This is a genomic window from Motilimonas pumila (assembly GCF_003596335.1).
Lineage (GTDB): Bacteria > Pseudomonadota > Gammaproteobacteria > Enterobacterales > CBDFNC01 > Motilimonas > Motilimonas pumila.
Genome location: NZ_QZCH01000001.1, coordinates 281,549 through 301,915, shown reverse-complemented (window position 1 = coordinate 301,915; position 20,367 = coordinate 281,549). Strand labels below are relative to the sequence as shown.

Annotated in this window: 18 protein-coding genes; 17 read left to right on the top strand and 1 reads right to left on the bottom strand. The window is 47.5% G+C overall.

Annotated features, from left to right (window positions below; genetic code table 11):
* The first annotated feature begins 1 nt into the window (after position 1).
* The 3 genes from traN to D1Z90_RS01385 all read left to right on the top strand — a co-directional run bounded on the left by traN (position 2) and on the right by D1Z90_RS01385 (position 8,120).
* Positions 2–3,694, top strand: a complete 3,693-nt coding sequence (traN, locus tag D1Z90_RS01395; RefSeq protein WP_119908954.1) for a conjugal transfer protein TraN — start codon at positions 2–4, stop codon at positions 3,692–3,694.
* Positions 3,695–4,253: 559 nt separating this feature from the next.
* Positions 4,254–6,206, top strand: coding sequence for an ATP-dependent nuclease (locus tag D1Z90_RS01390; RefSeq protein WP_117286409.1), 1,953 nt, complete (start codon positions 4,254–4,256; stop codon positions 6,204–6,206).
* A gap of 9 nt (positions 6,207–6,215) precedes the next feature.
* Positions 6,216–8,120, top strand: coding sequence for a UvrD-helicase domain-containing protein (locus D1Z90_RS01385; RefSeq protein WP_119908953.1), 1,905 nt, complete (start codon positions 6,216–6,218; stop codon positions 8,118–8,120).
* A gap of 166 nt (positions 8,121–8,286) precedes the next feature.
* On the opposite strand, the gene D1Z90_RS01380 is transcribed toward D1Z90_RS01385, so the two are convergent.
* Complete coding sequence (locus D1Z90_RS01380) at positions 8,287–8,889, bottom strand: hypothetical protein (protein WP_119908952.1); 603 nt, start codon at positions 8,887–8,889, stop codon at positions 8,287–8,289.
* Positions 8,890–9,256: 367 nt separating this feature from the next.
* Here D1Z90_RS01380 and D1Z90_RS01375 point away from each other — a divergent pair, with 367 nt between their 5' ends.
* The 14 genes from D1Z90_RS01375 (at position 9,257) to D1Z90_RS01315 (ending at position 20,313) form a co-directional block, all read left to right on the top strand.
* On the top strand, positions 9,257–9,583 hold the full coding sequence (locus D1Z90_RS01375) for a plasmid-related protein (protein ID WP_119908951.1): 327 nt from the start codon (positions 9,257–9,259) through the stop codon (positions 9,581–9,583).
* A gap of 15 nt (positions 9,584–9,598) precedes the next feature.
* Entirely contained in the window at positions 9,599–10,018 is a 420-nt protein-coding gene (locus D1Z90_RS01370; protein ID WP_119908950.1) for a single-stranded DNA-binding protein, read from the top strand.
* A 79-nt stretch (positions 10,019–10,097) separates the two neighbouring features.
* Positions 10,098–10,916: a phage recombination protein Bet gene (gene bet, locus D1Z90_RS01365; protein ID WP_000414662.1), complete on the top strand. Its 819-nt coding sequence runs from the start codon at positions 10,098–10,100 to the stop codon at positions 10,914–10,916.
* Positions 10,917–10,998: 82 nt separating this feature from the next.
* On the top strand, positions 10,999–11,142 hold the full coding sequence (locus D1Z90_RS21465) for a hypothetical protein (RefSeq protein WP_000167275.1): 144 nt from the start codon (positions 10,999–11,001) through the stop codon (positions 11,140–11,142).
* Between the two features lie 61 nt (positions 11,143–11,203).
* On the top strand, positions 11,204–12,220 hold the full coding sequence (locus tag D1Z90_RS01360) for a YqaJ viral recombinase family nuclease (protein WP_119908949.1): 1,017 nt from the start codon (positions 11,204–11,206) through the stop codon (positions 12,218–12,220).
* A 209-nt stretch (positions 12,221–12,429) separates the two neighbouring features.
* A complete protein-coding gene (locus D1Z90_RS01355) occupies positions 12,430–13,389 on the top strand; it encodes an AAA family ATPase (RefSeq protein WP_119908948.1) in 960 nt (319 codons plus the stop codon).
* Positions 13,390–13,391: 2 nt separating this feature from the next.
* A complete protein-coding gene (locus tag D1Z90_RS01350) occupies positions 13,392–14,156 on the top strand; it encodes a hypothetical protein (protein WP_438941734.1) in 765 nt (254 codons plus the stop codon).
* Between the two features lie 98 nt (positions 14,157–14,254).
* Positions 14,255–15,208: a DUF3150 domain-containing protein gene (locus D1Z90_RS01345; protein ID WP_085627050.1), complete on the top strand. Its 954-nt coding sequence runs from the start codon at positions 14,255–14,257 to the stop codon at positions 15,206–15,208.
* Positions 15,209–15,269: 61 nt separating this feature from the next.
* Positions 15,270–15,710, top strand: a complete 441-nt coding sequence (locus tag D1Z90_RS01340) for a hypothetical protein (protein WP_119908946.1) — start codon at positions 15,270–15,272, stop codon at positions 15,708–15,710.
* A gap of 69 nt (positions 15,711–15,779) precedes the next feature.
* The gene (locus tag D1Z90_RS01335; protein WP_119908945.1) at positions 15,780–17,435 is read left to right on the top strand and encodes a VWA domain-containing protein; all 1,656 of its coding nucleotides are present in this window, start codon (positions 15,780–15,782) and stop codon (positions 17,433–17,435) included.
* An 83-nt stretch (positions 17,436–17,518) separates the two neighbouring features.
* Positions 17,519–18,016, top strand: a complete 498-nt coding sequence (gene radC, locus D1Z90_RS01330; protein WP_000797298.1) for a RadC family protein — start codon at positions 17,519–17,521, stop codon at positions 18,014–18,016.
* Positions 18,016–18,357, top strand: coding sequence for a plasmid-related protein (locus tag D1Z90_RS01325; protein ID WP_119788454.1), 342 nt, complete (start codon positions 18,016–18,018; stop codon positions 18,355–18,357). The genes radC and D1Z90_RS01325 overlap by 1 nt, the downstream gene beginning before the upstream one ends.
* A gap of 91 nt (positions 18,358–18,448) precedes the next feature.
* A complete protein-coding gene (locus D1Z90_RS01320; RefSeq protein ID WP_119908944.1) occupies positions 18,449–19,516 on the top strand; it encodes a DUF7146 domain-containing protein in 1,068 nt (355 codons plus the stop codon).
* A gap of 89 nt (positions 19,517–19,605) precedes the next feature.
* Complete coding sequence (locus tag D1Z90_RS01315; RefSeq protein ID WP_119908943.1) at positions 19,606–20,313, top strand: hypothetical protein; 708 nt, start codon at positions 19,606–19,608, stop codon at positions 20,311–20,313.
* Positions 20,314–20,367: the final 54 nt, after the last annotated feature.

The window sequence follows — 20,367 nt, the reverse complement described above, 5'->3', positions numbered from 1 at the left end:
TATGAAACCAACACTTTTTACCCGAGTTTTAGCGGGTGTCTTATCAATCACTATGGCGTGCTTGCCCCTACATGGTGTCGCCGCTGATGTGCAGCGCCAATCCGGCTTAAGCGGACAACAAGAAGGTAAGCAATTGCTGCAAAACTGGACGATGCCCGCACTCAATGGCAATACATTGTCGGTGCCGAATGGCAGTGGTAATGAGACGATTAACTTGCAAGAGCTTTTCCCTGGTATGGATCAGGGCTCATTGGATGTCTTAACGGGCGTTTATGGCTCTGATGCCAGTATGAATCAATTGGGGACACAGCGCCAAGAGAGCATGGCATCCGAAAGTGGCGCTACGGGTGAAGCATTTCGTTCGCTACAGCAAATCAAAGACAGGTCTCGGCCAGATATGGTCAATGATCCGCTTTGGGCATTAACTGATGCGGTTCAAACTGACCCCAATCTATTAACGCAAAGCTTCCCAGGCTGTGAGTCTCAAGGTGAAGGCAGCCCAAACTATCAGCAATGTGACAGGCTCAATACAGCGGTTAACAGCTGCACTATTACTCACGATTACACGGCAGGCATTATTGAGCATGTTTCAGGACCGATGAACCTTCGCTCTTGTGGTGAGGGGTGTCTTGAAGTTTGGATAGGACGTATTGGCGACAACTACTGGAGTGGCCGTTGTAAAGTGTTTGAACAGGCCATCACACTCAAAGTCGTGAATCCCGATGCGATTACCTCAGCCGTACTTGAGTACGCCAAATGGGATGACTACATGCAAGTGTGGCTTGGTGATCAGAAAGTCTGGTCTGGGCCGAACAATAACTTTCCACCAGAAACGGCAGGTCGCTGCGAGCTTAGTACCAGTTGGGAACGCAATCCTAATACTGACTTAACCGCTAAGCTAAAAGCGGTAGAGCCTGGTTTAGAAGTGCCAGTAAAAATTCGCGTATCGGTAACGGGTAGTGGTGAGGGGTATGCACGCATCAAGGTACGCTTTGATCCAACCAAAGTGGTGATGAATGATAGTTGGTCACCACAGTCCTGTATCGAACAAGCAGCGGATATCTCGACTAAGTTTTCTGACTACAGCATTCAATGCGCGGATCAGCCTTCTTCAACCAACGGATGTACGGTGGTCAATGGTGTTTCAGTTTGTGAATCCTACTTTGCCTCAAGCCCTGTGGCTGGCATATCGCCTTTGTGTCGGCGTGTACAAGTGAGTGTGGATGATGAAAGCTATAAGGGGATTGAAAATCAGGCCTGCCAAGTGCTTGAAGCAAACCCTTACTGTGGCTTCATGTCGTCAGAATGTGCCGAGACCAATGATAAAGGTGAATGCATTCGTTTTACCGATACCTATGACTGTGGATTACAAACCAGCGATCCAAAGTGCGTGGTATCCAATCTTATGCCGAGTAGTTTTGAGGCCTGTGAGCCTACTCAGACGATTACGCCATTTACTGAAACCAAGCATGTACCGGATTACCAGGTGTGCGAGAAGATCAGCACGCTTACTCAGTGTCAGTTAGAGCGACGCGTATCCGCTGAAACCCATCAACAAAGCTGGTCCATTGAGCGCGGTTGCTTTAGCTCTGAAACGCTCAGTTTTGTTCCACAGCACAGCAGTACTATGCAAACTGGAAACGCGACACTGAGGATTTTTGATAATCAAAATACTGAGATAAAAATTACCGAGTCGCCGTCAAAGGCAAATGGTTGGAAAACGACACTCTCATTGACGGGCAATAAGGAGACGGTGACTGAGACGAAACCGTCCATTAAATACCCTGAAATGACCTGTCCAAAAGGAACCTTGGTTGGCTCATTGTGTAAAGTCGTCAATGGTTCGATTATTTCGTGGCATGAACCTCAGGAAGTCACTCGTTCCAGATGTGAATCCGGCTGGAACAAAGTCGATTTTGATACCTGTAGCCGAGAAGTTCAGAAGTGTTTGGCTCCTGCGAAACTGAGCGCTTCATTGGCCTTCTCTGGCAAATACTTAGAGCAAGACATTGTTCATCAATCAAGTGATCCGGGCATAGACCAATGCTTGATGCAAACGGATCAGTTTACTGCGGTTCAGTGGCAGTGTTTGGATACGGGCACAAAACGAATCGACGGGTTAACGGTTGGTAGTGGCGAGTTGGCCAATCTTGGAAGCCTTTATCCGGCGGTTGTTTCGTCTCCTGCTCATTTAACCAGTCGCGGCAGTTCTGATGGACTGGGACTCTCATGCTGGAGGGCAAGAGCGACCTACAATGCTTCGACTGCTCATCCTGAGTTCAACATGGGCAGCTCAGATAGCTGGGTAGATGCCAATGGTAATACTCAAACTATCGTCAATAGCGGACAAAACACGACCACCAATACGTGTTCCGCGCTGGAGCAAAACCCGGCCTGCCAGTATGTCAGAACCGAATGCACTGAAGGTGGGGCTGGTCATGAAGGTTTCTGCTATATCCAAAGTTTGGTGTATGACTGCGGACAAAGCGTTGAAGTGCAAAATGCACGAATGGAAACTCAATACAACTGTGAGGGGCCAGTTCGTTGCATGGGCACAGATTGTTTAGAGCCAGAGTCAATCAAGCAGGCTAACTTTGCAGAAGCCGCAGCGATGCTTAATGCGGCGCAGTTTATGACCAATGATATGTCATGCACGGGAGCTGATGGCCAAGACAACGTCGAGTGTACGGTCTTTAAAGGTAATGCTGGCCAGTGCAAAAAAGCCGTTGGCGGCATAGTGGATTGCTGTGAAAAGCCAAGTGGCGTGTCGTTATCGGACTACATCACGATGATAGTAGCGGTTAACAAGCTTGATACGGCAGTCATGGCTATGAATCCGTCTTCGGCAATCTATGGTTCGTGGAATACGCTCAGGGAACCAATCACCAGTACTTGGAGTGCGGTCAAAGAGCCCTTTGTGTCTGCATGGGACTCTCTCATGGGGGCTGGGCCATCAACGGCTGCTGGCGCGGGAGCGGAGCAAGCTGCGACTGGCTTCATGCAGGTGTTGACCAACAAAACGGCTGAATGGGTAGGTACGACCTTTGGTTCAGGGGCGCAATCGGCACTGTTTAGTAACGTTGGTGGCGCAGTTGGAGCCGATGGTGTCGTTTCGGGTGGTAACTTTGCGCTGGGTGGCGCTGCGGGCGCGGTTCTGAGTACGGTTATGACGGCCTACATGATTTATTCAGTCACCATGATCCTCATTCAGCTTATCTGGAAATGTGAGCAGAGTGAGTTTGAAATGAACGCCAAGCGGGTATTGAAGAGTTGCCACTATGTAGGTTCTTACTGCAAGTCTAAATTCTTAGGTGCCTGTGTTGAAAAACGGCAGTCATATTGCTGCTTTACTTCGCCGCTTTCACGGATCATTCAAGAACAAGTGCGTCCACAATTGGGCCTTGGTTGGGGCAGTGCGAAGTCACCAAACTGTGAAGGTTTGACCGCGAGTCAGTTAAACCAGGTAGATTGGAGCCAAGTCAATCTGGATGAATGGATAGGTATCTTGTCAATAACAGGCAACCTACCCGAAGTACCGTCACTGGATCTGGAACGACTCACAGGCTCAGGAAGTACGCTAAACGTGGATGGAAACCGTCAAAGTGCCGCAGACAGAGCCATTGAACGGCTAAACGGAATGGATGCCCAGAAACTGCGTCAGGAGGCGACGGAAGAAATTTCGGGGAATAATTGAGCACGTCCTTCTAAAATAGCTGCGCCAATAATGTTCCATATTGGTTACTTTAATGTGTTTTTCCGCTTTAAAGTAACCATTTTTGCACTTTGTGATCACAGATCGAACATATTTCAGCTAACGCGCTTTTGCCCCATTCCGTGCCAGCAAGGCATAACCTCTCAAACAGCGTTAGGCAGTCTGCCTTACTTTTTCTAATATTTGGTGAGAAGAATATGGTGCCCATGTTCGCTTCATTTAAGCTAGAAGCGTTGATGCCGCCAATTCTAGATAAAGCCATTAGGAGAGAGCTAGTGTGATGGCTTGGCATACGATGTCAGTGCTTCGATATCTGAAGATGATTCTCATAAAGTTTGCAAACAGCTGTCAGGGACATAACTCACCTGATAACACTGCTTAGAAGCGACTTCAACGTTGCTTTCATTATAGTCTTCCCTAGGTTAGGTGGACGTATTTGATCCAGTAACCCATATGCGATCACATGGCCGTGCTTTGTCAGTTGAAAGTTTGCAATAGAAACCCCATCTAATATATGGGTATTTAGGAGAGAGGATCTGCTGTGCATATCGAGAGGATAAAACTACAGAACTTTAGAAGCTTCGGACCAGAGGTCCAGAGCATAGCTGTCGATCCGGATCTAACCACCTTGGTTGGAGCAAATGGTGCTGGGAAAACGGTCTTGATGCAGGCCTTACAGCGCATGTTTGGCATCTCAAATGAACAACGGACGATTCGCCGTCAGGATTTTCACATTCCCTCTTCTGAAGAAGATAGCCCCAGTAAGCGGACTCTAACGCTTGAAGCCATTGTCGCCTTTCCTGAACTGGATGATGAAGACGGAGACCACTCCGTGATACCAGACTTCTTTCACCATATGAGCGTGACTGATGAGGGGGGCAAGCTGAAATGCCGTTTGCGTTTGGACGCAGAATGGGAAGATGATGGTTCAATAGATGGGTACATCACGAGCCAGTTCCGCGCGGTTACAACCTGGGGTGAGCCAGAAGATGCTGATTTTCACAATGTGCGCCCAGCGGATCGTTCTCGAATCCAATTAATTTACGTACCTGCCACACGATGTGCAGCTTCCCAGGTATCAGCCTTTCTGAAAGGTCGGCTTTGGAAAGCTATTAACTGGTCAGAACAAGTACGGTCATCTTTTACTCAAAAGGCTACAGAGCTGAATGAATCCTTTGAGGGTGAAAATGCGATTAGTATCGTTACTGAAAAGCTCACAGGCCGCTGGCAGGAGCTGCATTCTGCTGGAACTGATAGTACACCGAAGTTTCGTCCGGTCGACCTACGTTTTGAAGAATTTGTTCGTAAGGTAGAGGTACTGCTGCACCCTGATGAAAGTGGTCGCGATCGGAGCATTGATGAGCTAAGTGATGGCCAAAGTTCGTTGTTTCACATCGCCATGACTTCAGCCACTCTTGATGTTGAAACCGAGATCTTAGCCCAACCAGAGAGTGAAGATTTTCTGGGTGCAGACTTGCCCTTGCCCTCATTGACTATTTTGGCACTTGAGGAGCCGGAGAATAACCTAGCCCCATACTATCTATCTCGAATTATAAGCCAGATCAGCAGCCTAGTGCATGGCTTAAGAGCTCAAGCAGTACTATCTAGCCATTCGCCGAGTATTCTCGCCAGGATCCAACCAACGCAAGTAAGACACTTCAGGCTAGCAACAGAATCAAACACCACTGTTGTTCGTCAACTTACTTTACCCGATGAAGAGAATGAAGCTGCAAAGTATATTCAGCAGGCGGTGAGAGCCTATCCAGAATTGTATTTTGCTAAGGTCGTGGTTCTCGGGGAGGGGGCTTCAGAAGAGGTAATTCTTCCTGCTATATCAGAAGCGATGGGAATACCAATTGATAAGTCTTTTGTTGCCATGGTTCCATTAGGGGGCCGCCATGTAAACCACATGTGGCGTCTACTAACAGATTTACAGATTCCTTTTATTACATTACTCGATCTGGATTGGGGGCGGCACGGCGGTGGCTGGGGTAGGATTAAGAACGCAGTCTCCAAGTTGATAGAGTATGGGGTAGACCCAAGTGAGATATTTGGGCAATACCTCAACCCGTTAGGATACCAGCATAATCTTGCTGCATTTGATACCGGGTCTGCTGCTGATTGGACTAGCATTAGCTCTTGGGTTAACGCACTCAGGCACTATGGTGTTTACTTCTCAAGCCCATTAGATATTGATTATTCGATGTTGAAGGCATTTCCTGACCAATATTGCGTTGCTCCAGACGAAAGTTCTACCGGGCCATCTAATCGTGGTGAGCCTGGGAATGCAGTTATGGGGGACGAGGGAAGTCCTGAATTTTATGCAGATGATCTGCAAAATTTGCGCTGGTACAGGTACCTGTTTTTAGGAAGAGGTAAGCCTAGCACGCACATCCGAGTGCTTGGATCTATTCCGTCAGTTCAGTTGGCTCAGAACGCGCCAGAAGAATTGCGGTCTTTGGTTCAGTCTATTCACGCAGCCCTTCAGAGATAGGGGGGGAAAGTGAAGTTTATTCAATCTGAGCACTGGCAGCCCCAGGGGATCGATGATCTTGAGCCAAATGCATGGCAAGCACTAAGGCGAAGAGAATCCATAAGCGTCATAGCTGGACCTGGAGCGGGAAAGACAGAGTTTTTAGCGCAAAAGGCTGCATATCTACTTGAGACAGGCCTATGCCCACCAAACAAGAAAATTCTAGCCATATCATTCAAGACCGACGCTGCAAAAATTCTCGCAGATAGGGTGGAAAAACGGTGTCCAGAAGAGCTAGGTAGTCGATTTGTTTCGATGACTTTCGACGCTTTTTCTAAAAATATAGTTGACCGTTTTCGTATGGCGTTGCCACCACAATGGAGACCAACAAAACCATATGATGTCACTTTTGCAACTCGCCAGCAGATAACCTGTTTTTTAGGTAGAGAGCGGCAAAAAAATAGTCATATCTCTGGATTGTTGAATGCTATAGCCAGAATAAACCCAATAACTTTTGAGTCTACATTTGTTGGCTCAAGGAGACTTGGTCTAGCTTCGAACGACATAGGGGAACGGACTCTTTATGATAATTGGTTATCCGAACAAGTAAGTTGCGGAGATGAAGAGCCATCACAGCTGACATTTATGACAATAAATCGGCTGGCTGAATATATAATTCGTACCAATGACCATGTGCGGCGAGCTCTGAGAGCAACGTATCCATATGTCTTTGTGGATGAATTCCAAGATACGACTTATGGTCAATATGATTTCCTGTTGTCAGCCTTCGGTTATAGTGAAACAACTGTAACGGTTGTGGGGGATTATAAGCAGAGGATCATGGGTTGGGCAGGAGCCCGAGGTGATGCGTTTCATCAGTTTGAGGCCGATTTTTCGGCACAACGATATTCGCTGTTGCTTAATCACCGCTCTTCTCCTGAACTGGTCAGGATACAACATGTTATTGCACAAGCTATTGACCATGAGGTTAGAGAGGTTCAAACAAGTAACCACAGTCAGGTCTCTGGTGATGCAGCTTGGATTTGTTTTAGTCGTAACGTAGATCATGAGGCCAGTTACTTGGCGCAGTGGATTGCGAGTGACATGCGAAGCAGATCATTGAATCCAAGGGACTATTCCGTTCTGGTGCGTCAAAGACCTGAGGATTACGAAGAGCAGCTGTCTTCATATTTAACTCAGTACGGGCTTCGCTTGAGAAATGAAAGTGTAAAAATAGGTAAAACTACTCTTCAGGATTTACTTGCTGAGGAGCTGACTATTTTGTTTACTAATCTTCTAAGGCTGGGACTTGGGCATCGAAATGCGCAAGTTTGGAATCAATTATCAGCAGATGTACAGCTGCTTCGTAACACAACACCAGAAGATGACAAAGCACTGAGACAGGTTGAACGCCGATTAGCATTATTTATTTCTGAACTCAAGGAGTTGATGCGACAATCGCTTACACCAGACAATGCTCGTCTCGTTTTTGAACGAATTATTACCTTTATTGATTTGAATGATCTTCGGAAAACATTCGCTCGTTATGCTACTGGAGATCTGCTTGAAATTAATCTGACAGCGCTTGAAGAGTTTTTTACAAACTGTGTTGATACCCAGAGTTCCTGGGAAAATTTCCTGGAAGAATTTGAAGGTACAAATCAGATTCCTCTGATGACTATCCATAAAAGCAAGGGACTGGAATTCGATACAACTATTTTCATGGGGATCGATGATAATGCTTGGTGGTCCTATCGACCTGGCGATTCCGAAGGGTTATCGACATTTTTTGTAGCACTGTCTCGTGCAAAACAAAGAGCAATATTTTCCTATTGTCAGCAAAGAGGACAAAGAGCGAATGTCGCAGACTTCTATGCATTGTTGGAAGCCGCTGGTGTTCAGGAGTATGTGATTCCACCAAGTGTAGTGTCATAGTGAATTTGGCCACCCCATTTGGTTTTTTGTGATACCGTTGCTAAATTGTTAACTGCTAATTAGGCGAAACCGCGACTCATTTATGTCCAAAACTGTGTTTCAAAATCCACAACACTAAATTTCAATAGCCCCTTCGAGAGGGGCTGTGTGATGGGAGCCTAGCTGGCTAGTTGGCGGGGGTATCTGTTTCCTCTTCAGTGATATCGTCATCGGTTGAAGGCGCCGCTTGTTCAACCTCTGCTTCTTTACCCTTCGCTTGGGCTGATTTTCGAGCTCGAATTTCGATATCAATAATGCGTCGAGCCAGTTTGATGATGCGCTGTTGCCATGCGTAGTTACCATCAACACGTTGCTTGTTGCTAAGCACGCTAGACAGCCAGAGTGTGTCCATTGAGATCATCAACGCATCGAGTTTGCGCACTAAGCCAACAAACTGGCCAACTTGGGGCGAGCTTATTTTGGCGTTGAAGGTAATTGGGTCGGTGTAGTCAGGTACTTCATCGATGCCGTTGGACTCCATCAGTTTGTCCAAACGAGCTTGTTCGCTGTCTACCGCCTTAGCGCAATCTTCGATCAACTGGCTAATGATCTGTTCCACTTCATCAATTTCGTTCTCATCGCCAATGATGCGCAGGATGACATCGATTCCGTAAAGCGCACTTACCGTCCGTCTAAAAACACGGTCAACGACACGTTGCGCCTGTAAGCTGTTAATTGTGAATGATTGTTCAAAGATGGGTTTTGAGTAATTGGGTTTTGCTTGGGCCATAAGTTTGCTCCTGATATGACAATAATCAGTCCCTAGCCTAATCCTCTGTGAGGTAATGGCCTTTCAGCTAGGTGGAAGAATTGAGCATCTTTCTAACTATCCTGTCTGGATAAGACGGTTACACTGACTATCAAATATTGCTGATCTGTTTCAGTGATATCTGCGCCTAAGAGCATGAGCTCAAAGGAAGCCCTCCGCTGAGTTTTCTCAGTGGTACTAAGAGGTAGCTAGCCTCCTTAAACAAATAGCCTGCATGTTTTTACATGCTCAACCATGCGTTCCTTGCGGTTCGCCTTTTCACCACCCAACTGGGGGAGTTTTCCCCAGTTGGGGGTGACTCCTTCACAACCTAATTAAGGAGTCACCAATGGAATATATCTTCGGATTTATTATCCAAGTCACAGGCATTATGTTGCTTGCAAAACTGAGCTGGTCGCTTTTGCGATTGGTTGCTCGTCAAAGCGTGCGCCCGTTTCGATTTGTACTTACTCAAATCAAGCGATTGCTCACACCAACACCAAAACGTCGTCCAATGGCGGTGCCTAAAGCTCCTGGTATGCCCCGTTTGACACCTGCGTTTTACAAAGAGCCACATCAGTACGACATGGCTTTACTCGAAATACCAACCTATCTGCGCCGTCAGTCTTCTTTGCCTAACCGGGCAGAAACGACTGTGTGCACAGAGTTCAACTAAGACGAGGAGAACATCATGAAAAACCAAGTAACACTCATAGGCTACGTTGGCGCTGAGCCAGAGACGCGAGCCTATCCATCAGGTGATTTGGTGACCAGCATTTCGCTGGCCACTTCTGAGAAATGGCGCGACCGTCAATCCAATGAGCTCAAAGAGCATACGGAATGGCATCGGGTCGTTTTTCGAGATCGTGGTGGATTTAAGTTAGGGCTCAGGGCAAAAGATTTAATCCAAAAAGGAGCGAAGCTTTTTGTTCAAGGGCCTCAGCGCACGCGCTCATGGGAGAAAGATGGCATTAAGCATCGATTGACCGAAGTGGACGCGGACGAGTTTCTGCTTCTTGATAATGTGAACAAAGCATCTGAGCCATCACCGGCGGATGATGCAGGCTCCCAAACTAATTGGGCACAAACTTATCCTGAACCAGATTTTTAACCGAGCGAAAACGCTTTAACCCAGCCGGGAGTACTTTCCCGTCAGGGTCAGACTCCCACTTTGATTGTCGGAGTCCACAATGGAAAAACCAAAGCTAATCCAACGCTTTGCTGAGCGCTTTAGTGTCGATCCAAACAAGTTGTTCGATACCCTAAAAGCAACAGCATTCAAGCAACGTGACGGTAGTGCACCGACCAATGAGCAGATGATGGCGCTCTTGGTGGTTGCAGATCAGTACGGCTTGAACCCTTTCACCAAAGAGATTTTTGCGTTCCCTGATAAGCAAGCTGGAATTATTCCAGTGGTAGGTGTCGATGGATGGTCTCGCATCATCAATCAACACGACCAGTTTGATGGCATGGAGTTTAAGACTTCAGAAAACAAAGTCTCACTGGATGGCGCGAAAGAATGCCCTGAATGGATGGAATGCATCATCTATCGGCGCGACCGTTCGCACCCAGTCAAAATCACTGAGTATCTGGATGAAGTCTATCGACCGCCTTTTGAAGGTAACGGCAAAAATGGCCCTTATCGTGTAGATGGTCCATGGCAGACGCACACTAAGCGAATGCTAAGACATAAATCCATGATCCAGTGTTCCCGCATTGCGTTTGGCTTTGTGGGAATTTTCGATCAAGACGAAGCGGAGCGAATTATCGAAGGCCAAGCAACACACGTTGTTGAGCCATCAGTGATTCCACCCGAGCAAGTTGATGATCGAACCCGAGGGCTTGTTTACAAGCTTATCGAGCGGGCAGAAGCTTCAAACGCTTGGAATAGTGCATTGGAATATGCCAATGAACATTTTCAGGGTGTTGAACTGACGTTTGCGAAACAAGAAATATTTAATGCACAACAACAAGCAGCCAAAGCGCTCACACAGCCTTTAGCTTCTTAGCGCCACGCATTCATTTTACTAACCCTGGCGGGATTATTCTCCCGTCAGGGGGAAGGTCTCGTCTTTTTTTTGGAGATCTTCCATGACTAAATCAGCCTCACTTTTTCGCTTGGTATTGGTTGTTGCCCTTGTCGTAGGTTCGATTCAAGCCGGTAAAGCGGCAATTGATTCGGTTCAAGCAAGTGTTGTTCAGCACCAAACAGCGTTAGCACAAGCTGCAAAGTAACCACTTAACCCTGAAGGGGAGTTCTCTCCTTCGGGGGAGTCTCCCCCTCAAAGGAGACAATATGAAGGTTATCGACCTATCACAACGTACTCCTGCATGGCACCAGTGGCGCATTGCAGGGGTTACGGCATCTGAAGCCCCAATTATTATGGGGCGTTCACCCTACAAAACACCTTGGCGATTATGGGCAGAAAAAACTGGATTCGTATTACCGGAAGACCTGTCGAATAATCCAAATGTGCTTCGCGGTATACGGTTGGAGCCTCAAGCAAGGCGAGCATTTGAGAATGCGCATAATGACTTTCTTCTGCCGTTATGTGCAGAAGCCGATCATAACGCAATCTTTCGAGCCAGCTTTGATGGCATCAACGATGCGGGCGAACCCGTTGAACTGAAATGTCCTTGCCAGTCAGTTTTTGAGGATGTGCAAGCTCACCGAGAACAAAGCGAGGCGTACCAGTTGTATTGGGTACAAGTACAGCATCAAATACTGGTCGCCAATAGCACGCGTGGTTGGTTGGTATTCTATTTTGAGGATCAACTGATTGAGTTTGAAATACAACGAGACGCGGCGTTCTTAACTGAGTTGCAAGAAACAGCGCTACAGTTTTGGGAGTTAGTACAGACCAAAAAAGAACCGTCAAAATGCCCTGAGCAAGATTGTTTTGTTCCCAAGGGTGAAGCCCAATACCGTTGGACATCGCTGTCTCGACAGTATTGCTCAGCACATGCCGAAGTGGTCCGACTGGAAAATCACATTAAATCTTTGAAAGAGGAAATGCGAGACGCTCAGTCAAAATTGGTCGCCATGATGGGTAACTACGCTCATGCGGATTATGCTGGGGTCAAACTCAGCCGCTACATGATGGCGGGCACGGTGGACTATAAGCAATTGGCCACCGATAAGTTAGGCGAGCTGGATGAACAGGTTTTAGCCGCTTACCGAAAAGCGCCACAAGAGCGGTTGCGCATCAGCACCAATAAGCCAGATCAGCCCGTTGAAACACCAATCAAAATCAGCCTTGAGCAAGAGAACTTGGTTCTGCCAGGTGACTCGCCGAGCTCATTTTATTTTTAACGTTCACTTGGAGCCGATTTCGGCTCCTTTCTCATGCGCTTACATCGAGTGCATCAGAAAGCAGTTTCACTCGTAGCCAATGCTGGGTACGAATGATAGAGCGAGCTGAACTCTTACATACACAGCCATACCACAATCAACACACCACCCGACGGGGACTTCATTCCCTGTTGGGGCATGGGGCCTCGTCAAAACAGATGAGGTTTACCATGACTGAACAATCTCCATTTTTGGTTCAACTGAATCAAGCGTTTAATGTCCCGGCTCCTGATGCTTTCGTTCTGGAAGGATTTAGTGCCGACACTACCCATCCAAACATTCCCGTTCGCAAGGACGAGTATGTTTTTAGAAAAGAAGACTTACGTGACGTATTGGCGTTTTTGTCTAACCCAGACGGTGACGGTTTGTATATTACAGGCCCCACTGGATGCGGTAAGACCTCGCTAATTTGCCAAGTTGCTTCTCGATTGAATTGGCCTGTTCAGCAAATTACTGCGCACGGTCGATTGGAGTTGTCCGATCTTATCGGTCACCACACGCTGGTTAATGGCAACATGACCTTTGTGTATGGACCGCTGGCACTGGCTGTAAAGCATGGCCATTTGCTGATCATTAATGAAATGGATCTTGCTGAGCCTGCTGAACTGGCTGGGCTCAATGACATTTTGGAAGGTGCCCCGTTGGTCATCGCACAAAATGGCGGTGAGATCATCATGCCACATAACAAGTTTCGTTTTATCGCAACCGGCAACAGTGCGGGCAGCGGTGATCAAACGGGCTTGTATCAAGGCGTGCTTCAACAGAATTTGGCTTTCCTTGATCGCTTTAGAATCATTGAAGCGACCTATGCAGAGCCATCTGTAGAGGAAGCCATTCTGGAGAACGTTGCGCCGGGCTTGCCAGAAGTCTTTCGCCAAAAAATGGTGAAGGTGGCTGGTGACATTCGTCGCCTTTTTATTGGGGGCGCGGATGGCGGTGCGGAGCTTAGTATCACCATGTCCACTCGGACCTTGGTGCGCTGGGCAAAGTTAACACTTGCTTTTAAAGGTGCTCCTAACGCAGTGGAGTATGCACTGGTTCGGTCTTTGACGGCTCGTGCTGAGTTGGAGCAACGAGAAGCCATTCACCGTATTGCCGCTGATGTCTTCGGTGACCATTGGGAGGATTGATGATGGAAAAGTGCTTTGCTCTTTACCGTTACAGTCATTCTGATGGGACAGCCAAAGAATGGGCCATTTATGTTGGATCAGATAACCAGGAGATTGAAGTTCGGTTTGGAAAAGCCGGTCAATTGTCGCAGCAGCGATTGATTGACTCGACTGCTCCTAACGCTGAAGCAGACCGACGAATCAATGAGAAAATCAACAAGGGTTACCGATTTGTTGGACATGTCGGTATTGATCATCAAGGGCGGCCATTTGAACTCTCAAATGCGCTAGATAGCGTCGCGTGCGCCAATAACGTCAGTTGGGAGTTTCGTACTCGCAAGGACGTCAATGGCCAAATTTCGCTGGCGCAAAAAGCGTTATTCGATATGGCAAAGCTGCTTGAAGCCTATGGCTTGGCTGTTATTGATGATAACCAGGTCAGGATTGGAGAATGGTCATTAGGGTTTTGCAAAAGCGGATTACCTAGTACCAATCAAATCAGCATGGTGTCAGGTGAAGGCGCTGGCATTGTTAACACGGATGATGGCCCGTGGCCATTGTTGCTGTTACTGGCCTTTAAGCGTCAATTACCACCTCTGTGTTCGCTCACAGTAGCGAGTCCTGAAGGGATAGAAGTATCAGACCAACTGAAGTTGGAAAAAGATGTATTGCGGTTGCTAGGCAGTGATTTAGAGCGGGTTCGCCCGATAGCTGAAGCACTGGACTTAATGCCTGCGAAAATCGATCTCAACCAATCGTCGCCTGATTCGCAAAATTACTATTTCTGATAGTGGTATTGCCATTAGCGCGTCAACTACTACCACCCAAACGGGGGCCATTGCTCCTGTTGGGAGTGGTGCGTCCCCATCTCGCATGAGGATGCACTATGAGTATTCAAACCCTCGACAAACTTTTGATTTGTCACATCGACTGTTCCATCTGGAGCGGTAGAAAAAAACTAAGGCCTGAAGATTTCAGACTAGCCAATGGCAGCCAACTTCCACCGAAGGATGTTGCCAGCTTAGGGAGTAAAAAAATTTGCGACCCTGAGGCATTGGCGAACTTTGAAAGGCTTAAGAAAGAAGCGCAGCGCTTGTGTGAGCAAGTCGGTGTGCGGTTTTTAGGTGGCTATGCCGTCCCTGAGGACCGAATTGATCAGATTGTTCCAGAGCTTGACCGGATCGGTCAGGAGTTTGCGCAGTGCAAGCAGTTGTTCTTGGACAACTATGATCAGGTGACGTTTGACTGGGTTGCAAAACACCCGGAATTTGCAGATGCAATCCGGCGTGCGCTGTCACCCATTGAAGATGTGGAACAACGGCTTCAGTTCGATTATGCCATCTATCGAATGCAACCGGCTGAACAAGCTGGTGGCTTAGATGACAAGGTCAATGGCATGGGACACACCCTCTTTAGGGAGGTGGCTCGTGATGCCAATGAACTGTTTGAGCGTTCCGTTGCAGGTAAGAATCAAATCAGCCAGCGAGCCCTTAATCCTCTGAAGCGGTTAAGAGACAAGTTGGATGGTTTGTCATTCCTGGATCATCGAGTCCAGCCGATGGTCGAAGCGATGGACAATTTATTTGTTCGTCTGCCGAAGACCGGCCCTGTGACAGACAATCTCTATCACGAACTGATGGCGACCATTTTAATTTTGTCTGATCCAGACAAGATGAGAATGCACGGTGAAGGTCAATTGGATATCAGACAACTGATGCCCAAACCTGAACCTAAACCCGCACAGCCAGTATCTGCTCAGCCAGATAACTTACGTGCAATACCACAACCAACCGTCAGACCAAACCTTGGTTCGACTGTACCAAACTCATTTTATTTTTAACGTCCTTGAGGGCATGTTGCCCTGAAGGGCGCATGTCCTCTGAACTATGTAAGAGGAAATTATGCAATCAACCATCCATAACCCCAGCCAACTGAAGCAGTTTGAAGCACATTTTCGTGGTGTGACTGATGCGGTTGAAAGTGAATCGATACCAGAAGTGGCGTGTTGTCGAACGTTAGTACAACGGTCGTACTCAACACATAGTGTCGTGATCCCAAAGAACCCTGTGCTGATCGCAGATGCGGACGCACAAGGAGCTTGGGTAACGGCCATGGTGTTTGTTCCAAACATGGCATTGCAGCAAACCGCTTTTGAGCGGGACTGGCTGCAATATCAACACGAGGTGTCTACTCAGTTACAAGATCAGTACGGTCTGACATTGGATGACATCCTGAGTTTAGACCAGCTTAAAACGTCATTTGAGCAGCACGAGAGTCCAGCTCAATTGGTGGCTTGGTTAGGTCAAAAATACGACCTGGATAAGCTAAAAGCACAGGTTTAAACATCCATATTCCCAGCGGGGAAACGCTCCCGCTGAGGGAGTATTCCCCCTAATGATTAGGAGACTCCCATGAATCATCAATTAAAAAATGCACTGCCAATCGTTGCCGCCGCTTATGGCGAAAAGTTTGGTGTGAAGGTGCTTATTCAAGGACAAGATGCGTTTACCGATGGTGAGCGGATTGTGATCCCAACAGCAAACCCAGACGACCCACACTATCAACAGATAGCTTGGGGTTATCTGGCTCATGAAGCGGCGCATATTCGGCATACCAATTTTGACATGGTGCAGAAGGCGTCGTCCAAACCGATCCGTAAGGCACTTCTCAATATCATTGAGGACGTTCGCATTGAAAACGAATTGGCAAAGGATTACCCCGGAACCCGGCGCAGTATTTCGCAAGTGATTGAGTACATGGTAGACACTCAGCAAATGTGTGTACCTGAACAGCTTGAGCCTGCATCTAACTTGCAAGCCTGGTTGTTGTTCCGCTTGAGATGCCATTTTCTGGGCCAGAAAGCGCTGACGCCTTTGTATCAAGCAGTTGATGAAAGAGTGAGACAACTCTTTCCTGCCGCAGCGATGAGCCGGTTAAGCGCCATGCTGACAGCAGTGCCTAGCTTAGGGTCTACAGGTGAAGTGCTGAAACTTGTCGATGCCATCGTTGCCATGTTGGAAGAAGAATCTCGTCCACCACAGGATGAGTCTGATGCTGATGGCGGTGATGACATTGGACAAGATGCGAGTAATGACAGCAATAACAGTAGTGATAGTCAAACCCCAGAAACAGACTCGTCTGCAACGGGGGATGTTGCTGAAACAGGTGATTCAGATCACTCTGATCAAGCTGACAATTTGCGACAAGCCCTAGAGGCCAGTGCCGCTCAGTTTGAACCCGATACCTTTGCACAAGTGGCAGAAGTGTTGTCGGAACAAGCTGAAGGACATCAGGGCGTCACTCCACTCAGTTTGCCCCAAGCAGAGCAAGCTATGTTGGGTGACGAGGCCATCTTGACCTTGTCGGCGTCTGAGTCCGCTCAAATTCGAGCCCGACTTAGAGGTATGGTTCAGTCCAGTCAGGACAATCGGAATCATGCCAAGAGGCACGGTCTTCGAGTTGCAACCCATCGTCTTGCCGCTTCACAAGCAGGTGAGTCGAGATTGTTTATTCAAAGGCAACCTCGCATTGCGCCTAATGCTGCTGTGCACTTGCTGGTCGATATATCGGGTTCAATGGGTAAACCCATTGGAGAAGGTAATCGAAAGTACTTTCATGTTGCCAATGAAGCCGCTTTGGCTTTGGCCATGGCACTGGAAGGCATACCGGGTGTTGTACCTGCGGTCAGTTATTTTCCTGGTATTCATCAGGAAGTTTCTATCGCGTTATTGCCCAAGCAATCGGTTCGACATCGGGCCGCCTGTTTTGACCAAAAACCACGAGGTTGTACGCCTATGGCGCAAGCGATGTGGTTTGCGGCAAACAGTTTGTTAGCGCAAAAACAGAAGCGAAAGCTAATGATAGTGCTAACGGATGGTGACCCAGATGATTGGACTGCCACGCATGACATTGTTGACCGGTGCAGACGCAGTGGCTTTGAGCTGCTGGGGATCGGGATTCAAACACGCAGTGTTGAAAAATTCTTTCCTCAAAGCATTGTGATTAATGACGTCAAAGATCTAAAGCGTGAGTTATTCGAAGTAACACAAAAACTGTTAATTCAGTAACCACATCAATTTTACCACCCTGCGGGGACGATTCCGTCTCCGTCAGGGCATGGGTTCGTCTCCGCTTTTTTTTGGAGACTCCTATGAAAAACAGAAAGTTCTTAGCTGGCGAAGAAGCCGGTACTTACATCGTTCCTGAGCAGGTGACCGAAGCGGATATATTAGATATGGCGCTCAAGCTTGCTCGTGGTCGATTGAGTAAAGGTCGCAAAATTGAACAGCCATCGTCGGCGTTCTCATACCTGCAAACACTGATGCACGAGTATGAGCACGAAGTCTTTGGCGTGCTGTTTCTTGATACAAAGCATCGCGTTATTCGATTTGAAGAGCTGTTCAAAGGCACTTTAGATGCGGCGAGCGTGTATCCAAGGGAAGTAACAAAGCGTGCGCTAGAGCTTAATGCGGCAGCAGTGATACTGGTTCATAACCATCCATCGGGTGATCCTGAGCCCAGTGAAGCTGATAAACGCATCACTCATCGACTCCGTGACGCCTTGTCACTTGTTGATATTCGAACGCTTGACCATGTCGTGGTCGCATCCGAGGGCTGCGTTTCGCTTGCCGAACGCGGTTATCTTTAATGAATGGGCGCATTGCCCATTCTCCTTCATCACAAAAGCAGTCCCATCAACACACGTCATTACAGCTCGAATTTCTATTTGAGTTTGATGATGCCCCTGTCACTTGGTCTGACACGGAAATCTGGCAGTTACGCGAAGGCATTCTATTGGATGCGATCCGTGTATTGCTGGACGGTCGTGTTAGTACTCGGTTGCGCAAGGATGTGTTGTCGTGGATTCAAAATGACGAATTAACGCCATTTTGCTTTCGTGTTTGCGCAATGGCTGCGGTTGTCGATCCTGATGTGCTTCGTGATTCCATCATGTGGCTATTAAGACGACATGGTATCCAGCTTGACTAACGTTCCTGCATTAACCAAACGGCTCAATGCAGGACCCAAGCTGGCTTTTACCACCAGTGGTAATAGTCGGCTTTTTACTTAAGGAGGTTATATGGCGTTACCTTTACAGATTGAAACAGTAAGGCCATATCTTAATGGCCAATGGCTTCAAATACTTGCGGCTTTGGTGCCAGAACTTGATGCCGCTATTGCTCGAAAAGGCCGTCATGTGGCTTGTCCTGTTCATGGCGGTCGTGATGGCTTTAGGCTGTTCAAAGATGCTGAATATACCGGTGGGGGCGTTTGTAATACCTGCGGTATCTTTCATGATGGCTTTGAACTGTTGTCTTGGATTAATGGATGGAACTTTGCTCAGTCTATTGAAGCAATCGGTCAAGTTCTAGGTATTCAACCCGGACAAGTACCAACTCGGGTAATACCGAGTAACGCTGTTGACTGGAAGACTAAAAAGCAGGAAGAGGACAAAGCGATTATCCATCGCTTGAATCAAACCTGGGGAGAAACGCTATCTCTTGCAGATACTCGTGCGCAACCAGTTTGGAACTACTTGCATCGTCGTGGCATTGTTACGCGGCTTCGTCCTGAATGGGATTCGGTGCTGAGGTTTCATCCAAACTTGCCTTACCATGATGAAGATGGTCTGTTTATCGATAGCTACCCAGCGCTGCTAGGTAAAATCGTTACTCAGCAAGGGCGTTCGGCCACGTTCCATCGGATCTACCTAAGTGAAGATGGATTCAAAGCGCCGGTTGAAAAGCCAAAAAAGATGATGCCCATACCCAGTGACAGAACAATCACTGGTGGTGCCATTCCTATAGGTGAGCCTGGTGAGGTATTAGGTGTTTCTGAAGGCATCGAAACAGCTTTAGCGGTTACCAGAGCTACGGGGCAAACATGTTGGTCGGTTGTGAATGCAACCCTACTGGCTAGGTTTGAACCACCAAGTAATGTGAAAATGCTGTACATCTGGGCAGACCACGATCTCTCTGAGACCGGCCTGAATGCAGCGAATGAACTCAAGAAAAAAGCCTGGCAGAAAGGCATTCTGACGCAAGTGTTGATCCCCCCGATACCAACGTCACTTGGCGTGAAAAGTTGGGATTGGAATGATGTGCTGAATGTTTACGGTGCCATGGGCTTTCCGAAAGTTCATATCTGATCCAAGGGGCTTCGGCCCCTTTTTTTGCGCCTTGCATATTTGAAAAAACATGGAGAATGAAAAATAGATAACCAATAGGAGAAACAAACATGATGGTATTAACCCTGTTAACAAAGCAGACTGATGGTGAGTTTACGGTTTACTGGAAGACCGGCCTTCGAAGAGGTGGTGAGCTAAAGGTCGATTTAGGTGAGCAATACGACATGCTACCTGAGCAGCAAAAGCCAATTGCCGCTGAGCTCTATGCAATTCACCACCTACTGTCAGTGAAAGAGGTGATGGGCATTAACCGAAGCGGCAATGGGCTTCAAATCCGAGTCAGTAAAGGAGCCATCAAAAAGTTACAGAAACAACGCTCAACTCAGCATTCACTTTACAGCCTGACTAGGTTTTTGCTCACCCGTTACCAAGAAGCACAGATCTCGGTAGAAAAACGGGAAGATTGGCTCTCACATTCCTTCGAAGAATACAGCGTCGATAATGTTTCAGTGAGAGAAATCGATGAGGTCATCAACGTTCCGAACATTGGACCTGTCGTGGTGACTCGTCACGCGCTAGAAAGATTCGTGGAAAGGCTTTCAGACGGTGTACCTAAGCATCCTTGGAAGGCTTTGTGCACAAAGCTGCTATGCTCAGGGCTAACTAAAGCACAGTTACCAGGACGCGTCGCTATCCAAAAATCAAAAAAATATGCACAAGAGGCCGAGTTCTGGCAGCATGTTGGTAGCAATATGCACTTCGTTGTTGTGCCAAATGGTTTAATAAAAACGTTGGTTACTGTCTTCGTAGCTAAGTGAGAATATTTGGAACTAGCAGATAGAAAATGTTCTCTATATGTCAAAAACTTAAAA

Bases quoted from the DNA above. Each gene is read 5' to 3' on its own strand.
- traN (WP_119908954.1), top strand. From the start codon at position 2: ATGAAACCAACACTTTTTACCCGAGTTTTAGCGGGTGTCTTATCAATC.
- D1Z90_RS01380 (WP_119908952.1), bottom strand. From the start codon at position 8,889: ATGGCCCAAGCAAAACCCAATTACTCAAAACCCATCTTTGAACAATCA.
- D1Z90_RS01375 (WP_119908951.1), top strand. From the start codon at position 9,257: ATGGAATATATCTTCGGATTTATTATCCAAGTCACAGGCATTATGTTG.
- D1Z90_RS01370 (WP_119908950.1), top strand. From the start codon at position 9,599: ATGAAAAACCAAGTAACACTCATAGGCTACGTTGGCGCTGAGCCAGAG.
- bet (WP_000414662.1), top strand. From the start codon at position 10,098: ATGGAAAAACCAAAGCTAATCCAACGCTTTGCTGAGCGCTTTAGTGTC.
- D1Z90_RS21465 (WP_000167275.1), top strand. From the start codon at position 10,999: ATGACTAAATCAGCCTCACTTTTTCGCTTGGTATTGGTTGTTGCCCTT.
- D1Z90_RS01360 (WP_119908949.1), top strand. From the start codon at position 11,204: ATGAAGGTTATCGACCTATCACAACGTACTCCTGCATGGCACCAGTGG.
- D1Z90_RS01355 (WP_119908948.1), top strand. From the start codon at position 12,430: ATGACTGAACAATCTCCATTTTTGGTTCAACTGAATCAAGCGTTTAAT.
- D1Z90_RS01350 (WP_438941734.1), top strand. From the start codon at position 13,392: ATGGAAAAGTGCTTTGCTCTTTACCGTTACAGTCATTCTGATGGGACA.
- D1Z90_RS01345 (WP_085627050.1), top strand. From the start codon at position 14,255: ATGAGTATTCAAACCCTCGACAAACTTTTGATTTGTCACATCGACTGT.
- D1Z90_RS01340 (WP_119908946.1), top strand. From the start codon at position 15,270: ATGCAATCAACCATCCATAACCCCAGCCAACTGAAGCAGTTTGAAGCA.
- D1Z90_RS01335 (WP_119908945.1), top strand. From the start codon at position 15,780: ATGAATCATCAATTAAAAAATGCACTGCCAATCGTTGCCGCCGCTTAT.
- radC (WP_000797298.1), top strand. From the start codon at position 17,519: ATGAAAAACAGAAAGTTCTTAGCTGGCGAAGAAGCCGGTACTTACATC.
- D1Z90_RS01325 (WP_119788454.1), top strand. From the start codon at position 18,016: ATGAATGGGCGCATTGCCCATTCTCCTTCATCACAAAAGCAGTCCCAT.
- D1Z90_RS01320 (WP_119908944.1), top strand. From the start codon at position 18,449: ATGGCGTTACCTTTACAGATTGAAACAGTAAGGCCATATCTTAATGGC.
- D1Z90_RS01315 (WP_119908943.1), top strand. From the start codon at position 19,606: ATGATGGTATTAACCCTGTTAACAAAGCAGACTGATGGTGAGTTTACG.